Annotated in this window: 18 protein-coding genes; 7 read left to right on the top strand and 11 right to left on the bottom strand. The window is 72.5% G+C overall.

The genetic code is table 11. The features are described 5' to 3' along the window. Positions 1-60: 60 nt before the first annotated feature. The gene (locus K7B10_RS38700; RefSeq protein ID WP_229344242.1) at positions 61-903 is read right to left on the bottom strand and encodes a DUF4097 family beta strand repeat-containing protein; all 843 of its coding nucleotides are present in this window, start codon (positions 901-903) and stop codon (positions 61-63) included. Between the two features lie 85 nt (positions 904-988). Further along, complete coding sequence (locus tag K7B10_RS38695; RefSeq protein ID WP_229344240.1) at positions 989-1513, bottom strand: toxin-antitoxin system HicB family antitoxin; 525 nt, start codon at positions 1511-1513, stop codon at positions 989-991. 293 nt (positions 1514-1806) lie between these two features. Between K7B10_RS38695 and K7B10_RS38690 the strand changes: the two genes are divergently transcribed. Together K7B10_RS38690 and K7B10_RS38685 are read left to right on the top strand one after the other, a co-directional pair. Beyond that, complete coding sequence (locus K7B10_RS38690; RefSeq protein WP_229344238.1) at positions 1807-2346, top strand: ArsR/SmtB family transcription factor; 540 nt, start codon at positions 1807-1809, stop codon at positions 2344-2346. Next, positions 2343-3632 carry an MFS transporter gene (locus K7B10_RS38685; protein WP_229344236.1) on the top strand — a complete coding sequence of 430 codons (1290 nt, stop codon included), beginning with the start codon at positions 2343-2345 and terminating at the stop codon, positions 3630-3632. The genes K7B10_RS38690 and K7B10_RS38685 overlap by 4 nt, the downstream gene beginning before the upstream one ends. A 43-nt stretch (positions 3633-3675) precedes the next feature. On the opposite strand, the gene K7B10_RS38680 is transcribed toward K7B10_RS38685, so the two are convergent. Together K7B10_RS38680 and gdhA are read right to left on the bottom strand one after the other, a co-directional pair. Next, positions 3676-5028, bottom strand: a complete 1353-nt coding sequence (locus K7B10_RS38680; RefSeq protein WP_229345721.1) for an AMP-binding protein — start codon at positions 5026-5028, stop codon at positions 3676-3678. Positions 5029-5213: 185 nt separating this feature from the next. After that, positions 5214-6569: an NADP-specific glutamate dehydrogenase gene (gene gdhA, locus K7B10_RS38675; RefSeq protein ID WP_229344234.1), complete on the bottom strand. Its 1356-nt coding sequence runs from the start codon at positions 6567-6569 to the stop codon at positions 5214-5216. Between the two features lie 191 nt (positions 6570-6760). Here gdhA and K7B10_RS38670 point away from each other — a divergent pair, with 191 nt between their 5' ends. Further along, positions 6761-7255 (top strand): anthrone oxygenase family protein, encoded by a 495-nt coding sequence (locus tag K7B10_RS38670; protein WP_229344232.1) that lies wholly within the window; start codon positions 6761-6763, stop codon positions 7253-7255. Between the two features lie 18 nt (positions 7256-7273). On the opposite strand, the gene K7B10_RS38665 is transcribed toward K7B10_RS38670, so the two are convergent. Further along, entirely contained in the window at positions 7274-7807 is a 534-nt protein-coding gene (locus K7B10_RS38665) for an anthrone oxygenase family protein (RefSeq protein ID WP_229344230.1), read from the bottom strand. Positions 7808-7909: 102 nt separating this feature from the next. Between K7B10_RS38665 and K7B10_RS38660 the strand changes: the two genes are divergently transcribed. Continuing rightward, positions 7910-8386 carry a GNAT family N-acetyltransferase gene (locus tag K7B10_RS38660; RefSeq protein ID WP_229344228.1) on the top strand — a complete coding sequence of 159 codons (477 nt, stop codon included), beginning with the start codon at positions 7910-7912 and terminating at the stop codon, positions 8384-8386. Between the two features lie 65 nt (positions 8387-8451). On the opposite strand, the gene K7B10_RS38655 is transcribed toward K7B10_RS38660, so the two are convergent. The 3 genes from K7B10_RS38655 to K7B10_RS38645 all read right to left on the bottom strand — a co-directional run bounded on the left by K7B10_RS38655 (position 8452) and on the right by K7B10_RS38645 (position 10630). Then, positions 8452-9459 (bottom strand): AraC family transcriptional regulator, encoded by a 1008-nt coding sequence (locus tag K7B10_RS38655; protein WP_229344226.1) that lies wholly within the window; start codon positions 9457-9459, stop codon positions 8452-8454. A gap of 34 nt (positions 9460-9493) precedes the next feature. Further along, a complete protein-coding gene (locus tag K7B10_RS38650; RefSeq protein ID WP_229344224.1) occupies positions 9494-10336 on the bottom strand; it encodes an NAD(P)H-binding protein in 843 nt (280 codons plus the stop codon). Between the two features lie 78 nt (positions 10337-10414). After that, positions 10415-10630: a DUF4287 domain-containing protein gene (locus tag K7B10_RS38645; RefSeq protein WP_229344221.1), complete on the bottom strand. Its 216-nt coding sequence runs from the start codon at positions 10628-10630 to the stop codon at positions 10415-10417. A 120-nt stretch (positions 10631-10750) separates the two neighbouring features. Between K7B10_RS38645 and K7B10_RS38640 the strand changes: the two genes are divergently transcribed. Both K7B10_RS38640 and K7B10_RS38635 read left to right on the top strand, forming a co-directional pair. Continuing rightward, on the top strand, positions 10751-11596 hold the full coding sequence (locus K7B10_RS38640) for an alpha/beta fold hydrolase (RefSeq protein WP_229344219.1): 846 nt from the start codon (positions 10751-10753) through the stop codon (positions 11594-11596). Positions 11597-11629: 33 nt separating this feature from the next. Continuing rightward, positions 11630-12184, top strand: a complete 555-nt coding sequence (locus tag K7B10_RS38635; protein ID WP_229344217.1) for a flavoprotein — start codon at positions 11630-11632, stop codon at positions 12182-12184. Between the two features lie 10 nt (positions 12185-12194). Here the strand turns inward: K7B10_RS38635 and K7B10_RS38630 are convergent, their stop codons facing one another. From K7B10_RS38630 to K7B10_RS38620, 3 genes are all read right to left on the bottom strand, one after another. After that, positions 12195-12701 carry a DinB family protein gene (locus K7B10_RS38630; protein ID WP_229344214.1) on the bottom strand — a complete coding sequence of 169 codons (507 nt, stop codon included), beginning with the start codon at positions 12699-12701 and terminating at the stop codon, positions 12195-12197. Positions 12702-12877: 176 nt separating this feature from the next. After that, the gene (locus K7B10_RS38625) at positions 12878-13372 is read right to left on the bottom strand and encodes a hypothetical protein (RefSeq protein ID WP_229344212.1); all 495 of its coding nucleotides are present in this window, start codon (positions 13370-13372) and stop codon (positions 12878-12880) included. A 126-nt stretch (positions 13373-13498) separates the two neighbouring features. Then, entirely contained in the window at positions 13499-14788 is a 1290-nt protein-coding gene (locus K7B10_RS38620; protein ID WP_229344198.1) for a cation:proton antiporter domain-containing protein, read from the bottom strand. Between the two features lie 241 nt (positions 14789-15029). Between K7B10_RS38620 and K7B10_RS38615 the strand changes: the two genes are divergently transcribed. Then, entirely contained in the window at positions 15030-15707 is a 678-nt protein-coding gene (locus tag K7B10_RS38615) for a ScbR family autoregulator-binding transcription factor (protein WP_229344196.1), read from the top strand. Positions 15708-15740: the final 33 nt, after the last annotated feature.

The raw sequence follows: 15740 nt of genomic DNA, 5'->3' as shown, positions 1-15740 counted from the left end.
GGCCCTCCGTTCGAAGGGTGAAGTGGTCGGAAGACGGCGTCGTTCGGGGGGTGTGTGGGCTCAGGCCTTGGCGCGGCGGACGTCGATGTTGCCGTGCCGGGTGCGGGCGCGGACCTGGACGGTCTCCTCGGTCCCTCCCGGGGTCTCGGACGGGGTGAGCGCGTTGCGCACCTGGCCGGAGGCGGAGCTGACGTCGAGCCAGGCGGCCGTGCCCTCGCGGACACCGACCTCGATGGCCCCGTACGAGGTCTCCAACTGGACGGTGCCGCGCACCACTTCGCCGACGCGCAGGGTTCCGTGGGCGGTGGTCGCGGTGACCGAGTCCTCGGCACGCCGGATCTCGATGTCGCCGTTGGCGCCGCTGACGCGCAGCTCGCCGGTCGCGGCGCCGACCGTCGTGGTGCCGTGCGAGTTCTTCAGGACGGCGGACCCGTCGACGAGTCCGACGCGCAGGCTGCCGGAGCTGGTGGTGATCTCGGCGGCGCCCTCGACGCGGTCGACGGTGATGGACCCGTGCGAGGCCTTCAGGTGCAGCGGCCCGGTGGTGTCGAGGCGGACGTCGCCGGAGGAGGTCTTCACACGGACCTCACCGAGCCGGCCCTCGCCGAGCACCTGGGTCCAGGAGCCGGTCATGTCGATGCGCGAGCCGGTGGGCAGCTCGACCGTCACGTCGACGACGCCGGTGCGGCCGAACATGTTGGACTTGGGCGTCCTGACGGTCAGTACGCCGCCCGAGTACGCGACCTCGGTCTGTTCGGCCGTCCGCACGTCCAGGTCCTTCTTCGGGTCGCGGGGGTTGACCTCGACGACGGTGTCGGTACGGTCGCCGGCGACGAACTGGATGGAACCGGCCTCCACGCGCGCCGTGGCCGAGATCGGTTCGGGGGTGTCGAAAGAAGGCATGGCTGTCCCGTCCTCTTGGGTCTGTGGGGTGGAGTGGTGGCGTGTTGCGGGCTGGAGCCGGGGCCCGGGGCCCGGGGCTTGAGGGCTAGCGCACCCAGCCGGTGATGCTCTGTCCGACGCTCTGGGTCTTCTCCGCCGGCCGCGGCCGGGCGCTGCCGTCGACCGCGGCCGACACGGCCCGGACCAGCCAGGCGTTGACCGACAGGCCCTCGCGGTTCGCGGCCTCCTCGGCGCGCGCCTTGAGGTGGGCCGGCAGGCGCAGGTTGACGCGGGCGGTGCCGCCCTCGTCGCCCTCGGCCGGGGCCGCGGCTGCGGCCGGCAGCGGTTCGAAGAACGCGTCCGGCTCCGCGGGGGCGCCGCTCCCGGCGGGCGGCAGCGTCACGACGAAGTCGGGGTCCAGTCCGCGCAGCCGTACGTCGACCGAGCCGGGGGCGAGCTCGCGGGTGATCTCGTCCATCGCGGCGGAGAGCACGTTGAGCATGGTCAGCCGGGTCGCCGATTCCAGAGGGGCCGTGAGCCGCTCGGCCAGCTTCCGGGCGTCTTCCCCACCGGCTTCGGCGGCCACCGCGAGTTCGCGGCGAAGGTTGTCGACATAAGGCGTGAGGTCCATGGCTCCATGATGGCACCACAATGGCACCATGCGCAAGCACCCATGGCGCCAGAGGTGGCACCGATCGCGCACAACCCTCCCCCACCTGCGGAAACGCCGAAAAATCCACCGGGATCGCGAGGGCATCACGCACACCCACGCATCTTCGATAGCGCCACGTGGCACCACATGGCACCGAGTGATGCCACGTGGTGCCACGCAGCGCCACGTGGCACCACACCGACACGCCGACCGGCGGCACCTCCTGCGGCAAACCCCTTGCGCAATGGTCAAGAAGTGTTGACCATTAATCCATGCCTACCGACGATCTTCCCGAGACGATCCACGTCACCACTGACGAGCAGCTGCGCGCCGTCTCCAATCTCACGCGTCACCGGATCATGGCCGTCCTCCGCTTCGAGCCCGCGACGATCACGCAGATCGCCGAACGGGTCGGCCTCGCGAAAGGGAGTTCCAGCTACCACGTACGGCTGCTGGAGCGGGCCGGCCTGGTGAAGGTGGTGCGTACGCGGAAGGTCCGGGGGGTCACCGAGCGGTACTACGCCATGGCCGCGCGGTCGATCGTGCTGCCGGATCCGGGCGAGGGAGGGCCGGACGTGCTGATGCGGCACGCGGTGGCGGACCTGGAGGCAGCGCCGGCGGACGGCGAGCGGCACGTGGGGATGGCGCATCTGCGGCTCACCGACGAACAGTTCGCGGAGCTGGGTGCGCGGCTGGAGGCACTGGCCCACGAGTACCGGCAGCTGTCCGACCCGTCGCTGCCCGACGCCTCGTTCGTCTTCGCGCTGTTCCACCCGGCACCGCGCCGCCAGACCGAAGGGGACGCCAAGTGACCTCGGATTCAAGGAAGTTGCCGACCGGATTCGGGCGTCTGTGGACCGCGCAGACGGTCTCCTCGTTCGGTGACGGGGTGACGCATGCCGCGCTGCCGCTGCTCGCGCTGACACTGACGCGCGATCCGATGGCGCTCGCTGTCGTCACCGCCGCCGGAACTCTGCCGTGGCTGCTCTTCGGGGTGCTCGGCGGCGCGCTGGTGGACCGCTGGGACCGCCGGCGCACGATGTGGGTCACGGACGCGGCGCGCGCGGTGCTGCTCGCGATACCGGCGGCAGCGGCGGCGCTCGACGTACTGGGCATTCCACTGCTCGCGGCCGTCGCCTTCCTGCTCGGCCTCGGCGGACTCTTCTTCGACACGGCCGCCACGGCCTATCTGCCGGATCTGCTCGGCCGCGACCCCGCACTCCTGGAGCGCGCCAACTCCCGCCTGCGCGGCACCCAGACCGCCGCGTCCGGCTTCGCCGGGCCGCCGGCGGGCAGTGCCCTGCTCGCGCTCGGGCGGGCGGTGCCGCTGCTCGCCGACGCGGTCTCGTTCGCCCTCTCCGCACTGCTCGTACGGTCGCTGCCCGCAGCGCCCCGGCCCGTCCCGCAGGCCCGTGAGTCGCTGCTGCGGCAGGCGCGGGCCGGCGCCGCCCACGTCTTTCGGAACAGGCTGCTGCTCGGGCTCGCGCTGCGTCCGGCGGTCGGGAACATCGCCTTCATCGCCGTGGAGACCGTACTCGCCCTCTTCGCTCACGACCGTCTCGGCACCGGCACCTTCGGCTTCGGCCTGCTCCTCACGGCCGAAGCCACCGGTGGCCTGCTCGGCGCGGGCATCGCCTCCTTCCTCGGCCGGCGCCTCGGCACCGGCACCGCGCTGACCTGCACGGCCGCGGTCGAGGGACTCGCCGTCCTGGGCCTTGCCGCCGCCCCGAACCCGTACGTCGCCGGCCTCGCGCTCGCCGTCTGCGGGGCGGGCATGGGCGCCACGATGGTGCTCGCCCCCTCCCTCCGACAGGCGATCGTCCCCGCCCACCTGATGGGCCGGGTCGCCTCCACCTCCCGCATGCTCGCCATGTGCGCCGCCCCGTTCGGCGCCTTCCTCGGCGGCTGGCTGGCCACCACCTACGACGTGCGCACCCCGCTCTACGCCGCCTCCGGCCTCCTCCTCGCCATGACCGCCGTCACCGCGACCATGACGAGCAACCGCCGGGTCGAGGCGGCGCTGCGTGCCGCCGCCCTCGGGGACGACGCCCCCCACGGCAGCGCGATCGGCTCCTCGCCCGAGAACCGGCCGGTGTAACGGACTCCGGCGCGCGGCGGCCCCCGCCGGGCCCCGCGCCGCCTCAGCCGGCCTGCGGGTCGTACTCGCCCGTCAGCAGCAGCTTCTTCTGCGGCTTGCCCATCGCGTTGCGCGGGATCGCCGCCACGAACCGCACCTCCCTCGGCCGCTTGTGCACGGACAGGTGCGCGGCGACGAAGTCCGTGAGCTCCGCCCCCGTCACCCCCGCCGCCACCACGAACGCAACGATCCGCTGCCCCAGGTCCGCGTCCGGCACGCCCACCACCGCCGCCTCGCTCACCCCGGGGTGGTCCAGCAGCGCGTTCTCGATCTCCCCGGCGCCGACCCGGTACCCGCCCGTCTTGATCATGTCGATGGAGGCCCGCCCCACGATCCGGTGCACTCCGTCCACCTCGTCCACGGCCGCGATGTCGCCCGTGCGGAACCACCCGTCCTCGGTGTACGCGGCCGCCGTGGCCTCCGGCCGGCCCAGGTACCCGGCGAACAAGGTCGGCCCGGTCAGCTGGAGTTCGCCGATCTCGGCGCCCGGCTCGGCCGCGATCCGGGTACGGATCCCCGGCAGCGGGGTGCCGACCGTGCCGGGCCGCACCTCGCCGCCCGCCCGCCCGCTCACGGTGATCAGCGTCTCCGTCATCCCGTACCGCTCCACCGGCCGCAGCCCCGTCAGCCGCTCCAGGTCCCGGAACACCGGCGCGGGCAGCGCCGCGCTCCCCGACACCAGCAGCCGGGCCGCGGACAGCGCGCCCGCGGCCTCGGGGTCCGCGGCGATGCGGGACCACACGGTGGGCACCCCGAAGTACAGGCTCCCGCCCGCCTCCGCGTACGCCCCGGGCGTCGGCCGCCCGGTGTGCACGAGGCGGCTGCCGGTGCGCAGGGCGCCGAGCACGCCGAGTACGAGCCCGTGCACGTGGAACAGCGGCAGCCCGTGCACGAGGGTGTCCTCGGCGCTCCACTGCCAGGCTCCGGCGAGCGCGTCCAGGTCGGCGGCGAGCGCCGCGCCGGTCAGCACCACTCCCTTGGGCGCGCCGGTGGTCCCGGAGGTGTACAGCACCAGCGCCGGGTCCTCGGGCGCGGCGGCGGGCCCGGTCCAGCCGGAGCGCCGGGCGAAGTCCACCTCCACGACCTCGGCCCCGGAGTCCCGCAGGACGTGCTCGCGCTCGGCGGGCCCCGCATCGGGCGGCAGCGGTACGAACGGCACCCCGGCCAGCAGCCCCCCGACCGCGGCGGCGACGGTCTCCAGGGAGGCCGTCGCGGTCATCGCGAAGGACTTCGCCCCGGCCACATCGGCGGCCACCGCCCGGGCCGCGCCCAGCAGTTCCTCGTACGAGGCGGTCCGCCCCGCGACGGAGATCGCGTCCTTCCGGTCCCCGTACACCCCGTCCAACGCCGTCAGCACGGTCACGTCCCCCTCGGTGTTCACTCCGGCAGCTCGGCCCCAGGCTACGGCCCGCCCCCTCCACCGGGGCTCGAGGAGCGGGTCCGCAGAGCCGCGCCGTCCGGAGAAGAGCGGGGTGGTCCGAAGAAGAGCGGGGTCCGGGAGCCGAAGCCCCCGGACCTCCCGCCCGCGCTCGGGTCCCGCGCTCAGATGACGCCCTGGGCGAGCATCGCGTCGGCGACCCGCTCGAAACCGGCGATGTTGGCGCCCGCCACGTAGTCCCCCGGGGTCCCGTACCGCTCGGCGGTCTCGTACGCGACCGCGTGGATCGAGCGCATGATGCCCGCGAGCTCCTCCTCGACGCGCTGCGCGCTCCAGGCGATGCGGGCCGCGTTCTGGCTCATCTCCAGGGCGCTGACGGCGACTCCGCCCGCGTTGGCGGCCTTGCCGGGCCCGAAGGCGACCCCGGCCTCCTGCAGGAGCCGTACCGCCTGCGGGGTGGTCGGCATGTTGGCGCCCTCGGAGACCGCCTTGATCCCGTTCGAGATGAGCGTCCGGGCGTCCTGGCCGTCCAGCTCGTTCTGCGTGGCGGAGGGGAAGGCCACGTCCGCCGGGACGTCCCAGATCCGCCCGTCCGACACGTACCTCGCCGAGGAGCCGCGCCGCTGCGCGTACTCGCTCACACGGCCGCGCTCGACCTCCTTGACCTGCTTGAGCAGTGCGAGGTCGATGCCCTTGTCGTCGACGACGTAGCCGTGGGAGTCCGAACAGGTCAGCGGGTTCGCGCCGAGCTGCTGCAGCTTCTCGATCGTGTACAGCGCCACATTGCCCGAGCCGGAGACCACCGCCGACAGGCCGTCCAGTGATTCGCCCCGCACCTTCAGCATCTCGGCGGCGAACAGGACGCTGCCGTAGCCGGTGGCCTGCGGCCGGATCGCGGAGCCGCCCCAGCCTGCTCCCTTGCCGGTGAGCACCCCGGCCTCCCAGCGGTTGGTGATGCGCCGGTACTGGCCGAACAGGTAGCCGATCTCGCGGCCGCCGACGCCGATGTCCCCCGCCGGAACGTCGGTGTGCTCTCCGATGTGCCGGTGCAGCTCGGTCATGAACGACTGGCAGAACCGCATGACCTCGGCGTCCGAGCGCCCGCGCGGGTCGAAGTCGCTGCCGCCCTTGCCGCCGCCGATGCCCAGCCCCGTCAGCGCGTTCTTGAAGATCTGCTCGAAGCCCAGGAACTTGACCACGCCGATGTCCACGGAGGGGTGGAAGCGCAGACCGCCCTTGTACGGGCCCAGCGCGCTGTTGAACTCGACGCGGTAGCCGCGGTTGACGTGGACCCGGCCGCGGTCGTCCTGCCACGGTACGCGGAACACGATCTGCCGCTCCGGCTCCGTCAGCCGCTCGACCAACGCCACCGCCGGATCCGCGTACTCGGGCCGGGCGGCGAAAACGGGAGCCAGGGTCTCCAGGACCTCCCGCACCGCCTGGTGGAACTCGGGCTGAGCGGGGTTGCGGCGCTCGATCTCGGCCCGCAGTGCTTCCAGCCTGTCCTTCGAGTCCTTCACGTGTGTCCTCCAGGGAGTGCGCGGTGCTTAGACGACGGCAGGTGCATGCTGCCACCAGTACCGCGAAAACCGGTCGTTTCCGAGCGGAGTGTGTCCAGGACGCGCATTTTTCACAGAGCCCTGGGATCGGCAGCCTCGAGGATTCGACCCGCACATGACCGCAAGCAGACGATCAGCAGGGGGAACCGGACGTGGACACCGCGAGACTTGCCGCACTCATCGCCGCGACCATCACCACGGGCCTCATGGCCGGCCTGTTCTTCGCGTTCGACGTGTCCGTGATGCCGGCGCTGCGGCGCTCGGACGACCGGACGCTCGTCCAGGTGATGCAGCGCGTCAACGTCGCCATCGTCAACGGCCTGTTCATGACCGCCTTCCTCGGCTCCCTGCTGCTGACCGCCCTCGCTCTGGTCCTGCACCTCGCCTCCGGCGCGGGCTCCGCGGCGCCGCCGCTGATCGCCGCGCTCGTCGCGTACGCCCTCCAGCTCGGTGTCACGGGCCGGATCAACATCCCCCTCAACAACGCCCTGGACGCGGCCGGCCCCGTCGAGCGCATCGCCGACCCGGCCGCCGTCCGGCAGGCCTTCGAGGCGCGCTGGGTGCCGGCCAACCGCTGGCGGACGCTGCTGTGCACGATCGCGCTCGGCTGCCTGGCCTGGGCCCTGGTCCTCAGCGGCCGCCTCTGAACGGGCCCTGACGGCTCCTCACCGGGGACGGGTGGCCCGCCCGTACAGCACCAGCGCCCGCACGAGGGCGATCAGTGCCGCCGTGCTGCACGCCGTACGCACGATGTTGGTGGCGGCCCAGGTCCCCCTGAACCGGTCCACGATCGGGAAGTCGGTCAGCCGGGCCGCGTCGCCCGCGTCCGCGAGCTCGTTGTTCAGCGGGATGTTCACGGTGAGGGTGACCACCAGGACGGCGAGGTAGAGCACGGCCGCCGCCCCCACCCACACCGCGACCCCGCGCCGGCCCCTTCGCAGTTCCACGGCCGCCGAGGCGACGGCGGCGAACAGCGCCACCACGAAGACGGTGCCGAACAGCCCGTTCCCGTCGATGACGGCGTTCATGTTCTGCATCGCGGTGACGTACGTCCGCCCGCCGCCCCGCGCCGGCCCCGGCATCACCGAGACGTCGAACGCGAAGAACAGGCCCGCCATCAGGCCCACGAGCACGGTCGAGACCATGAGCAGGACGGTCGCGATCCGGCTGCCGCCGCCGGCGGTGGTGTTCGTCCGCATGAGAAGCTCCCTTCTGCAGGTGCTGGTACTGCTGCTCCTGATCGGATCCGTCCCGGAACATCCGCCGTCGGCGCGGGACACGGCCTCCGCTAGGGTGCGGCCATGAGCACCTCCGCACTGCGCCTGGAGCCGGTCACCGCAGCCAATTTCGACGCGGTGTGCGCGGTCCGGGTACGGCCCGACCAGGCCCATCTCGTCTCCCCCGTGGTCAAGTCCCTCGCCGAGGCCTACGTCCACGGCGACATCGCCTGGCCGCGCGCCGTCGTCGACGGCGACGAGGTGGTCGGCTTCGTCATGGGCTTCTTCGACATCGCCTGGAACCCGGAGCGCGACCCCGCCGACATCCGCTCGGGCATCTGGCGCCTGAACGTGTCCGCCGCCCATCAGGCCAAGGGCTACGGCCGCTTCGCGGTCCGGGCCCTCACCGCCGAGCTCCGCGACCGCGGCGCCGACCGCGCGTACGTCACGTGGGAGCAAGGCCCCGGCACGCCCGAGCCGTTCTACCTGGGCCTGGGCTTCCGGCTCACCGGCGAGACGAGCGGCGGCCAGACCGTGGGCGTACTGGACCTGTCCGCCTAGGGGTGCCCGCGAAGTAGCGCCGTGCGCCGTGCGCCGCGGGGCAGACGGGACTTTGCGGGCATCCCCTAGCGGGTGCCCGGCAGGACCACCGTGCGCGGCGGCCCGCCCGCCTCCGGCCGGGCCGTCGGCGCGGCCGCCGCCCCCGTACGGAACTCCTGCGGGCTCACCCCCCGTACCCGTTTGAAGGCCGTCGACAGCGCGAACGCCGACCCGTACCCGACCCGCCGGGCCACCGTCGCCACCGTGGCGTCGGGCTCCCGCAGGAGATCGCCCGCCAGTGCCAGCCGCCACCCCGTCAGGTACGCCATCGGCGGCTCCCCCACCAGCTCCGTGAACCGCCGCGCCAACGAGGCCCGCGAGACCCCGGCCTTGTGCGCGAGCTCCTCCACCGTCCAGCCGCGGGCCGGGTTCTCGTGCAGCAGCCGCAGCGCCCGCCCGACCACCGGATCGCCCTGCGCCCGGTACCAGCCCGGTGCCCCGGAGCCGGGATCCGCGAGCCACGTCCGCACCACCCCGATCAGCAGCAGGTCGAGCAGCCGGTCCAGGACGAGCTCCTGACCCGGCTCGTCCCGGGAGATCTCGGAGGCGAGCAGTCCGATCAGCGTGGCGTCCGCGGCCGCCGCCGGCCGGACCACGATCGTCGGCAGCGCGGCGAGCAGCCGGCGGCCGATCTCGCCGGGCGCCTGGTACGTACCGCTCAGCATCACCGCCGACCCGGCCTCCTGGAACTGTGCGCCCCAGGTCCGCACGCCCAGCGCCATGCTCTCGGTGACGTCCTCGCCGTCCGAGGTGCTGCACCGCTGGTCCGGGTCGACCGTGACCTGCACCGGCGTGTCCGGGGAGTCGGCGATCGTGTAGGGCTCGGGCCCCCGTACGACCGCCACGTCCCCGGGGCCGATCCGTACGGGCTCACCGCCGTCGGGGAGCAGCCAGCTCGAGCCGTGCACCATCGTGGCCACCGAGAGCGGGGCACGGTCCTCGATCCGCACCGCCCAGGGCGGGTTGTAGACGGCCTTGAGGAGGAAGGCGCCCCTGGCCTTGGGGCCTTCGAGCAGACCGGTCAGCGTGTCCATGGCCCCATCCTCTCCCCGGCCCCGTGTCAGAAACTCAAAGCTCCCAGACACCGGTGGCCGCCGCCTCGCGCGCGTAGTCGGCGAAGTCCTTGGGCCGGCGCCCGAGGACCTCCTCCACCCCGTGCACCAGATGCGCGTTGCGCCCGTCGAGGATCTGCGCGAACAGGTCGGCGAACTCCTCGGGCAGACCGTTCTCGCGGAGCGCGGCCCTGTACTCCTCGTCCGGGACGGGCACGTACGCGATCTCGCGCCCCGTCGCCTTCGACAGCTCGGCGGCCACGTCGGCGAAGCTCATCAGCCGCGGCCCGGACAGCTCGTACGTCCGGCCGATGTGCCGGTCGTCGGTGAGCGCGGCCACCACCACGTCGGCGATGTCGTCGGTGTCGACGAAGGCCTCGACGGCGTCCGCGGTCGGCAGGGCGATCTCCCCTGACCGTACGGGCTCCAGGAAGAAGTCCTCGTCGAAGTTCTGGTTGAACCAGCTGGCCCTGACGACCGTCCAGGCGGCCCCGGACGCCTTCAGGCTCTCCTCCCCGCGCCGGGCGGCCTCCTCACCCCGCCCGGACAGCAGCACCAGCCGGCGCGCCCCGGCGGCCACGGCCGCCTCCGAGAACGCGCCGACCTGCTCGGCGGCCCCGGGAAACCCGAGGTCCGGGTAGTAGGTCACGTACACCCGGTCGACGCCTTCCAGCGCCGGCCCCCAGGTCCCGGGCACGTTCCAGTCGAAGGGAGGAGCCCCGGTACGCGACCCGATCCGCACGGCACGCCCCTGCCCGCGCAGCTTCTGCGCGACGCGCCGACCGGTCTTGCCGTTCCCGCCGATGGCCAGGGTGAGGGGGTGGATGTCGTTCGTCGTGTGTGCCCGTGTCCGTGTCATGGCTCAAGTCAAGCCCGCCCCGGCGAGACGCGACATCGCCGAAGAGCTCAACTCCATGCGCGAGCGTCCACGCGGCGCTCAGGCCCGTCCGGCGTCCTCGCCGAGGGTGTGCGCGACGAGGGCGTTGGCGTGGCCGTGCCCGATACCGTGCTCGGCCTTGAGCCAGGAGACCAGCTCCATGTGCTTGCTCAGCGGCGAGGACCGGATGAGGTCCTTCCACTCCGCGACGGGGCGCCCGTACTTCTTCTCGATCGAAGGGAAGTAACTGGCGGGGCCCTTCACCGGCTCGCTCATCTCCGCGGTTCTCCTGTCGTCCTGGCTGTCGTCCTGGCTGTCATCCTCGTACAAAGGGGTAGACCCGGTCCCGCCCCGAAACTCATCGCCGCCCCCGCAAGAATATTGGAAGATGTGCCGATGACCTGGACCGAACGCATCGTCACCTCGCCCCGGGACGACGTCCGCCTCTCTTGCCGGGACTGGGGCGGCACGGGCGTCCCCGTCGTCCTCCTCCACGGGCTGGCGGGCCACGCCGGCGAGTGGGACGCGGCCGCGGAGCATCTCGCCCCGCACCACCGCGTGGTCGCGGTGGACCAGCGCGGCCACGGCGCGAGCGAGCGCCGCCCTGCAGACGTCTCCCGCGCGGCCCACGTCGCCGACGTCCTCGCCGTGACGGCCCACCTGGGGCTCGACCGCCCCGTCCTCATCGGGCAGTCCCTCGGTGGTCACACCGCGATGCTGGCCGCGGCCGCCCACCCGGACCTCTTCCGCGCCCTGGTCCTGATCGAAGCGGGCGCGGCGGCCGCCGACCCCGCGACCCCGGACGAGATCGGCGCCATGCTCGACTCCTGGCCGCTCCCGTTCCCCTCGCCGGACGCGGCCCGGGAGTTCCTGGGCAGCGAGGCTTGGGCGGCGGGGCTGGAAGAGCGCCCGGACGGCTGGTACCCCCGCTTCGAGCGGGACGTCATGGTCGCCGCCATCACCGAGAACACCACCCGTGCCTGGTGGCCCGAGTGGGAACGGATCACCTGCCCGGTACTGCTCGTGATCGGTGAGAACGGGATCGTCACGCCGCAGGAGTCACAGCGCATGCTCACCCCGCCGGGCCCCGACACGACGGCGGTCTCGATCCCTGGAGCCCCGCACGACGTCCACCTCCACAACCCCGGGGCCCTCCACGCCGTCCTGGCCGATTTCCTCGCCAAGTCGGCCGGAAACGGGGACCGCTTCGGGCAAACCGGCCGATCGGGGTCCCTCAACTAGGGTCGAGATCAAGCAATGTGATCACATGTCGGTATGACCCCCACGAGGACGCTCTACCTGCTCTGCTCCGCCGCCCCGCCCGTCTTCGACGTGGCCCACGTGATCGAGGACGCCCAGTCCCGCGGCTGGGACGTCTGTCTCGGCCTCACGCCCAGCGCCGCGCACTGGCTCGCCGGCAGCCTCGACGGCCTGGCGGCCCTGACCGGGCACCCCGTGCGATGGCAGTACAAACTCCCCGGCGAGCCGGACGTATGGCCCGCCGCCGACGCCCTGCTCTTCGCCCCGGCCACCTTCAACTCCCTCAACGCCTGGGCCCTCGGCCTCACCGACCGCTTCGCCGTCGGTGTCGCGGCCGAGGCGATCGGCAAGGGCACCCCGGTCGTCACCATGCCCTGCATGAACGCCGCCCTCGCCGCCCACCCGCAGTTCGACCAGTCCCTGGCCACCCTGCGCGGCGCCGGCGTCTCCGTCCTCTACGGCGAGGGCGGCTTCATCCCCGGCCCGGCGGGCCCCGACGCCCCGCCCCACTTCCCCTGGCCGGCGGCCCTCACCGCCCTGGACGCCGCGACCACCCCGCACGCCCCGTAAGCCCCGGCGGCTACTCCCCGGTCGCCCCGTCGATCGCCTCGCGCAGCAGGTCCGCGTGCCCGTTGTGCCGGGCGTACTCCTCGATCATGTGGGCCAGGATGTAGTGCAGCGAGTACGCCTGACCGCCGTCGCGTCCCGTCACGTCGAGCGACTCGGCGGCGTCGACGATCGCCCGGGAGCGCGCGCACGCGTCCTCCCAGATCCTGAACGCCTCCGCCGGATCCGCGTCCTCCACGTGGAACTCCGTCCACTCCCCCGCCGCGTTCCTCGGGAAGTAGCCGCGTGCGTCCTCGTCGTTCAGGACGTTGCGGAACCACCCCCGCTCGACCTCCGCCAGGTGGCGCACCAGCCCGATCAGACTCAGCCCGGACGGCGCGACCGCCCTGCACCGCAACTGCTCGTCGGTCAGCCCCGCGCACTTCATCATCAGGGTGTCCCGCTGCCACTGGAGAACGCTGGTCAGGGTGGCGCGCTCATCGCCCGTCAGTACGGGCCTGGTCCGCTGCTCGTCGATCATCACTCGATGATCACAGCCGTACGCCGTCCCGCGCCTCCCGTTTCACATCCCGGACCGTTAACGCCGTTAACGCCGTTAACGCCTTCAACGCCGAGGGCTCATCGTGTGGATCATTAACGGCGTTAACGCCTGACCTGGCTCGCCGGCTGTCGACCGGGCATCCGGGCTGTGCCACCTCACAGGCACATCCAGCAGTAGAGCCGCTCGTCGGCGCCGAGAGCCCGCCTGGCGAGCAGGACGATCTCTGCAGCCACCGGCTGCATGTCTTCGGCACGCGCTCCGTGCAGCTCCTCGGCTTGCACCCACCTGGCGACGATGGTCGGCACTTCGGAGTCGTGCACAGCCGCCAGGGTGTCCCGCACCAGGGGATCGAGTTCGGATACCCACGGTCCCGTCACCCACGGGTCGTCCTCGTCCTCGGGCCCGTCCGGGCCGGGTACCGGGGAGGTCGGCCACACGGTCACCTGCTCGACCAGGTCCACTCGCCACTGAACCTGACGGATGGCGGCAATCAGCATCGCCAGGACAACGGTCGGATCCACGTGCTTGGTCTCGACCCCATCGAAGACCGGGGGCCCTGCGCCGAGCGGGGACCCGCCGTCCGCCCGCCCAAGCGTCTCCACAACTGATGCCGCGTCCACCGCGCGGAAGTAGTCGGTCAGGGCTCCCATCGCTTTCCTCTCAGCTTCCAGTTCGTCGGCAGGTAGTAGATCAGGCAGCGCCTACAGCCCAGGAGCGGGCGGACCGGATCAACTGGGACGGGACAACCGTTGACGGCGTTAACGCCGTTAACGCCGTCAACGCCGCACGCCGACCGTGGCGGCCTCGGCATCCGGCTCCCGTGCCCGCACGGCCCGTACCACCGGCCCGGTCACCGCGGTCGTCACCAGGGCCATCAGCACCAGCGCCGTGAACAGCTCCGCCCCGATCACCCCGAGCCCGAGCCCCACGTTCAGCACCACCAGCTCCGTCACCCCGCGGCAGTTCATCAGCGCCCCCAGCGTCACCGCGTCCCGCGCCGGCTGCCCCGCCAGCAGCGCGGCCCCCGTCCCGGCGCCCCACTTCCCGGCGACCGCGACCGCCAGCACCGCCACCGCCCACAGCCACACCGCGCCGCCGCCCAGCAGCCCCACGTCCGTCTTCAGCCCGCTCCCGACGAAGAACAGCGGCAGCAGCACCGGCACTGCGAACGCCCGCATCCGCTCCGCCGCGGCCTCGACCACCGCCGTCCTCGGCACGACCGCCCCGAACACGAACGCCCCGAACAGCGCGTGCACCCCCATCGCGTTGGTCGCGTAGGCCGCCAGGCAGAGCCCACTGCACAACAGCACCACGGCACCGGCACCGGCACCGTCACCGGCCTCCGGATCCGGTGCCCATCTCCTCACCCCCCACGCCAGCAACGGCCGCACGCCCCACCACATCCCCGCCAGGAACAGCCCGGCCAGCACCCCCGTGCCGGCGGTCCCCCAGGCATCCCCTCCCCCGCCCCGAAGCGGCTGCGCGATGGCCACCACCGACGCCAGCAGGCACCAGGCCACCACGTCGGCCACCGCCGCGCACGCCATCGCCAGCGCGCCCACCGGCGTCCCGTACAGCCCCTGGTCCTTCAGGATCCGCGCCAGCACCGGGAACGCGGTCACGCTCATCGCGACGGCCACGAACAACACGAACTCGGCCCGCCCGACCCCCTCCGGCGCGAGGGACCCGTACATCGCCAGCGCCAGCAGGCCCCCGAGCCCCAGCGGGATCCACACACTCGCCTGGCTCACCACCACCACGGCCCGCCCGCGCCCCCGGAGCAACCCGGGGTCGAGCTCCAGCCCTACCAGGAACATGAAGACCAGCAGCCCCAGGTTCCCCAGTACCCCCAAGGACGGAAGGACCTCGCCCGGCAGCAGCCAGCGGCTCCCCGCCGGCCAGAGCCATCCGAGCAACGACGGACCGAGCAGGATCCCCACCAGGATCTCCCCGACCACGGCCGTCTGCCCCAGCCTGCGCATCACGGCGGCGGCCACGCCGCACGCGAGAACGACGACGGGTACGGCCACCAGCACGGCTTCGAGCGGATCACGTGACGCTCCCACCACCACAGGTTTCCGCCGATCCCCCCGCCCCGGCAACGAACCGCCGCACACTTCCAGGGGTCCGACCGTTAACGGCGTTAACGCCGTTAACGCCTCGACACCGGCCGCCGGTTCCGACGGACCGTCAGCCACCGCCACGTAAAAGTACTTGTCGACTGGTTTTTTTTGGGGTCGCGCGACTAGATTGAACCTTGTACGAGCTTCAGCGGCGGCAAGCGGCAACGCACCAGGAGACCCCCACATGGCAAGGGCCCGGCAGGAACGTGCCGAGATCACGCGGCAGGCAATCCTCGACGGCGCCGCCATCGCCTTCGACCGCTTCGGCTTCGGCGCCGCCAGCCTCAGCGACGTGGTCAAGCACGCCGGAGTCACCAAGGGCGCCCTGTACTTCCACTTCCAGTCCAAGGAAGCCCTCGCCCGCACCCTGATGGACGAGCAGTTCCAGATCTCCGAAGGCGTCCCCGCCATCGAGGAGCCCGGCCTCCAGACGGTCATCGACCTGACCCACCAGATGGCGCACGGACTGCGCTCCAACGTCCGCATCCGCGCCGCCATCCGCCTCGTCATCGAGTTCGGCTCCTTCACCAACCCCGACCCCACCCCGTACAACACCTGGATCGACACCGCCTTCGGCTGCCTGAAGCCGGCGCAGGACCGGGGCGACGTCTTCCCGACGCTGGACCTGTACGACCTCTCGACGCTCCTCGTCGGCGCGTTCACCGGTATCCAGGTCACCTCGCACGTGCGCACCGGCCGCGCGGACCTGCACACCCGGGTCATGGACCTGTGGCACTTCCTCCTCCCGGGCATCGTCCCCGCCGGCCGCCTCCCCCACTTCGACCCGGCCGGCTCGCCCGAGTGCCGGGCCGAACTCGGGCTGACCACCACCCCGGACTCCCCGGCGGTGCCGGTCGGCTGACGACGTGTCCAGGGCGGCCTCGCACACGCCGTG

The organism is Streptomyces flavotricini (assembly GCF_020639365.1).
Lineage (GTDB): Bacteria > Actinomycetota > Actinomycetes > Streptomycetales > Streptomycetaceae > Streptomyces > Streptomyces flavotricini.
Note: the sequence above shows the minus strand (reverse complement) of the source record. Positions and strands in the feature narration are given on the sequence as shown.

Excerpts from the sequence above, each read along its gene's own strand:
- K7B10_RS38665 (WP_229344230.1), bottom strand. The coding sequence starts at position 7,807 with ATGCGGACGAACACCACCGCCGGCGGCGGCAGCCGGATCGCGACCGTC.
- K7B10_RS38635 (WP_229344217.1), top strand. The coding sequence starts at position 11,630 with ATGACCCCCACGAGGACGCTCTACCTGCTCTGCTCCGCCGCCCCGCCC.
- K7B10_RS38640 (WP_229344219.1), top strand. The coding sequence starts at position 10,751 with ATGACCTGGACCGAACGCATCGTCACCTCGCCCCGGGACGACGTCCGC.
- K7B10_RS38655 (WP_229344226.1), bottom strand. The coding sequence starts at position 9,459 with ATGGACACGCTGACCGGTCTGCTCGAAGGCCCCAAGGCCAGGGGCGCC.
- K7B10_RS38650 (WP_229344224.1), bottom strand. The coding sequence starts at position 10,336 with ATGACACGGACACGGGCACACACGACGAACGACATCCACCCCCTCACC.
- K7B10_RS38630 (WP_229344214.1), bottom strand. The coding sequence starts at position 12,701 with ATGATCGACGAGCAGCGGACCAGGCCCGTACTGACGGGCGATGAGCGC.
- K7B10_RS38700 (WP_229344242.1), bottom strand. The coding sequence starts at position 903 with ATGCCTTCTTTCGACACCCCCGAACCGATCTCGGCCACGGCGCGCGTG.
- K7B10_RS38645 (WP_229344221.1), bottom strand. The coding sequence starts at position 10,630 with ATGAGCGAGCCGGTGAAGGGCCCCGCCAGTTACTTCCCTTCGATCGAG.
- K7B10_RS38660 (WP_229344228.1), top strand. The coding sequence starts at position 7,910 with ATGAGCACCTCCGCACTGCGCCTGGAGCCGGTCACCGCAGCCAATTTC.
- K7B10_RS38695 (WP_229344240.1), bottom strand. The coding sequence starts at position 1,513 with ATGGACCTCACGCCTTATGTCGACAACCTTCGCCGCGAACTCGCGGTG.
- K7B10_RS38615 (WP_229344196.1), top strand. The coding sequence starts at position 15,030 with ATGGCAAGGGCCCGGCAGGAACGTGCCGAGATCACGCGGCAGGCAATC.
- K7B10_RS38625 (WP_229344212.1), bottom strand. The coding sequence starts at position 13,372 with ATGGGAGCCCTGACCGACTACTTCCGCGCGGTGGACGCGGCATCAGTT.
- K7B10_RS38690 (WP_229344238.1), top strand. The coding sequence starts at position 1,807 with ATGCCTACCGACGATCTTCCCGAGACGATCCACGTCACCACTGACGAG.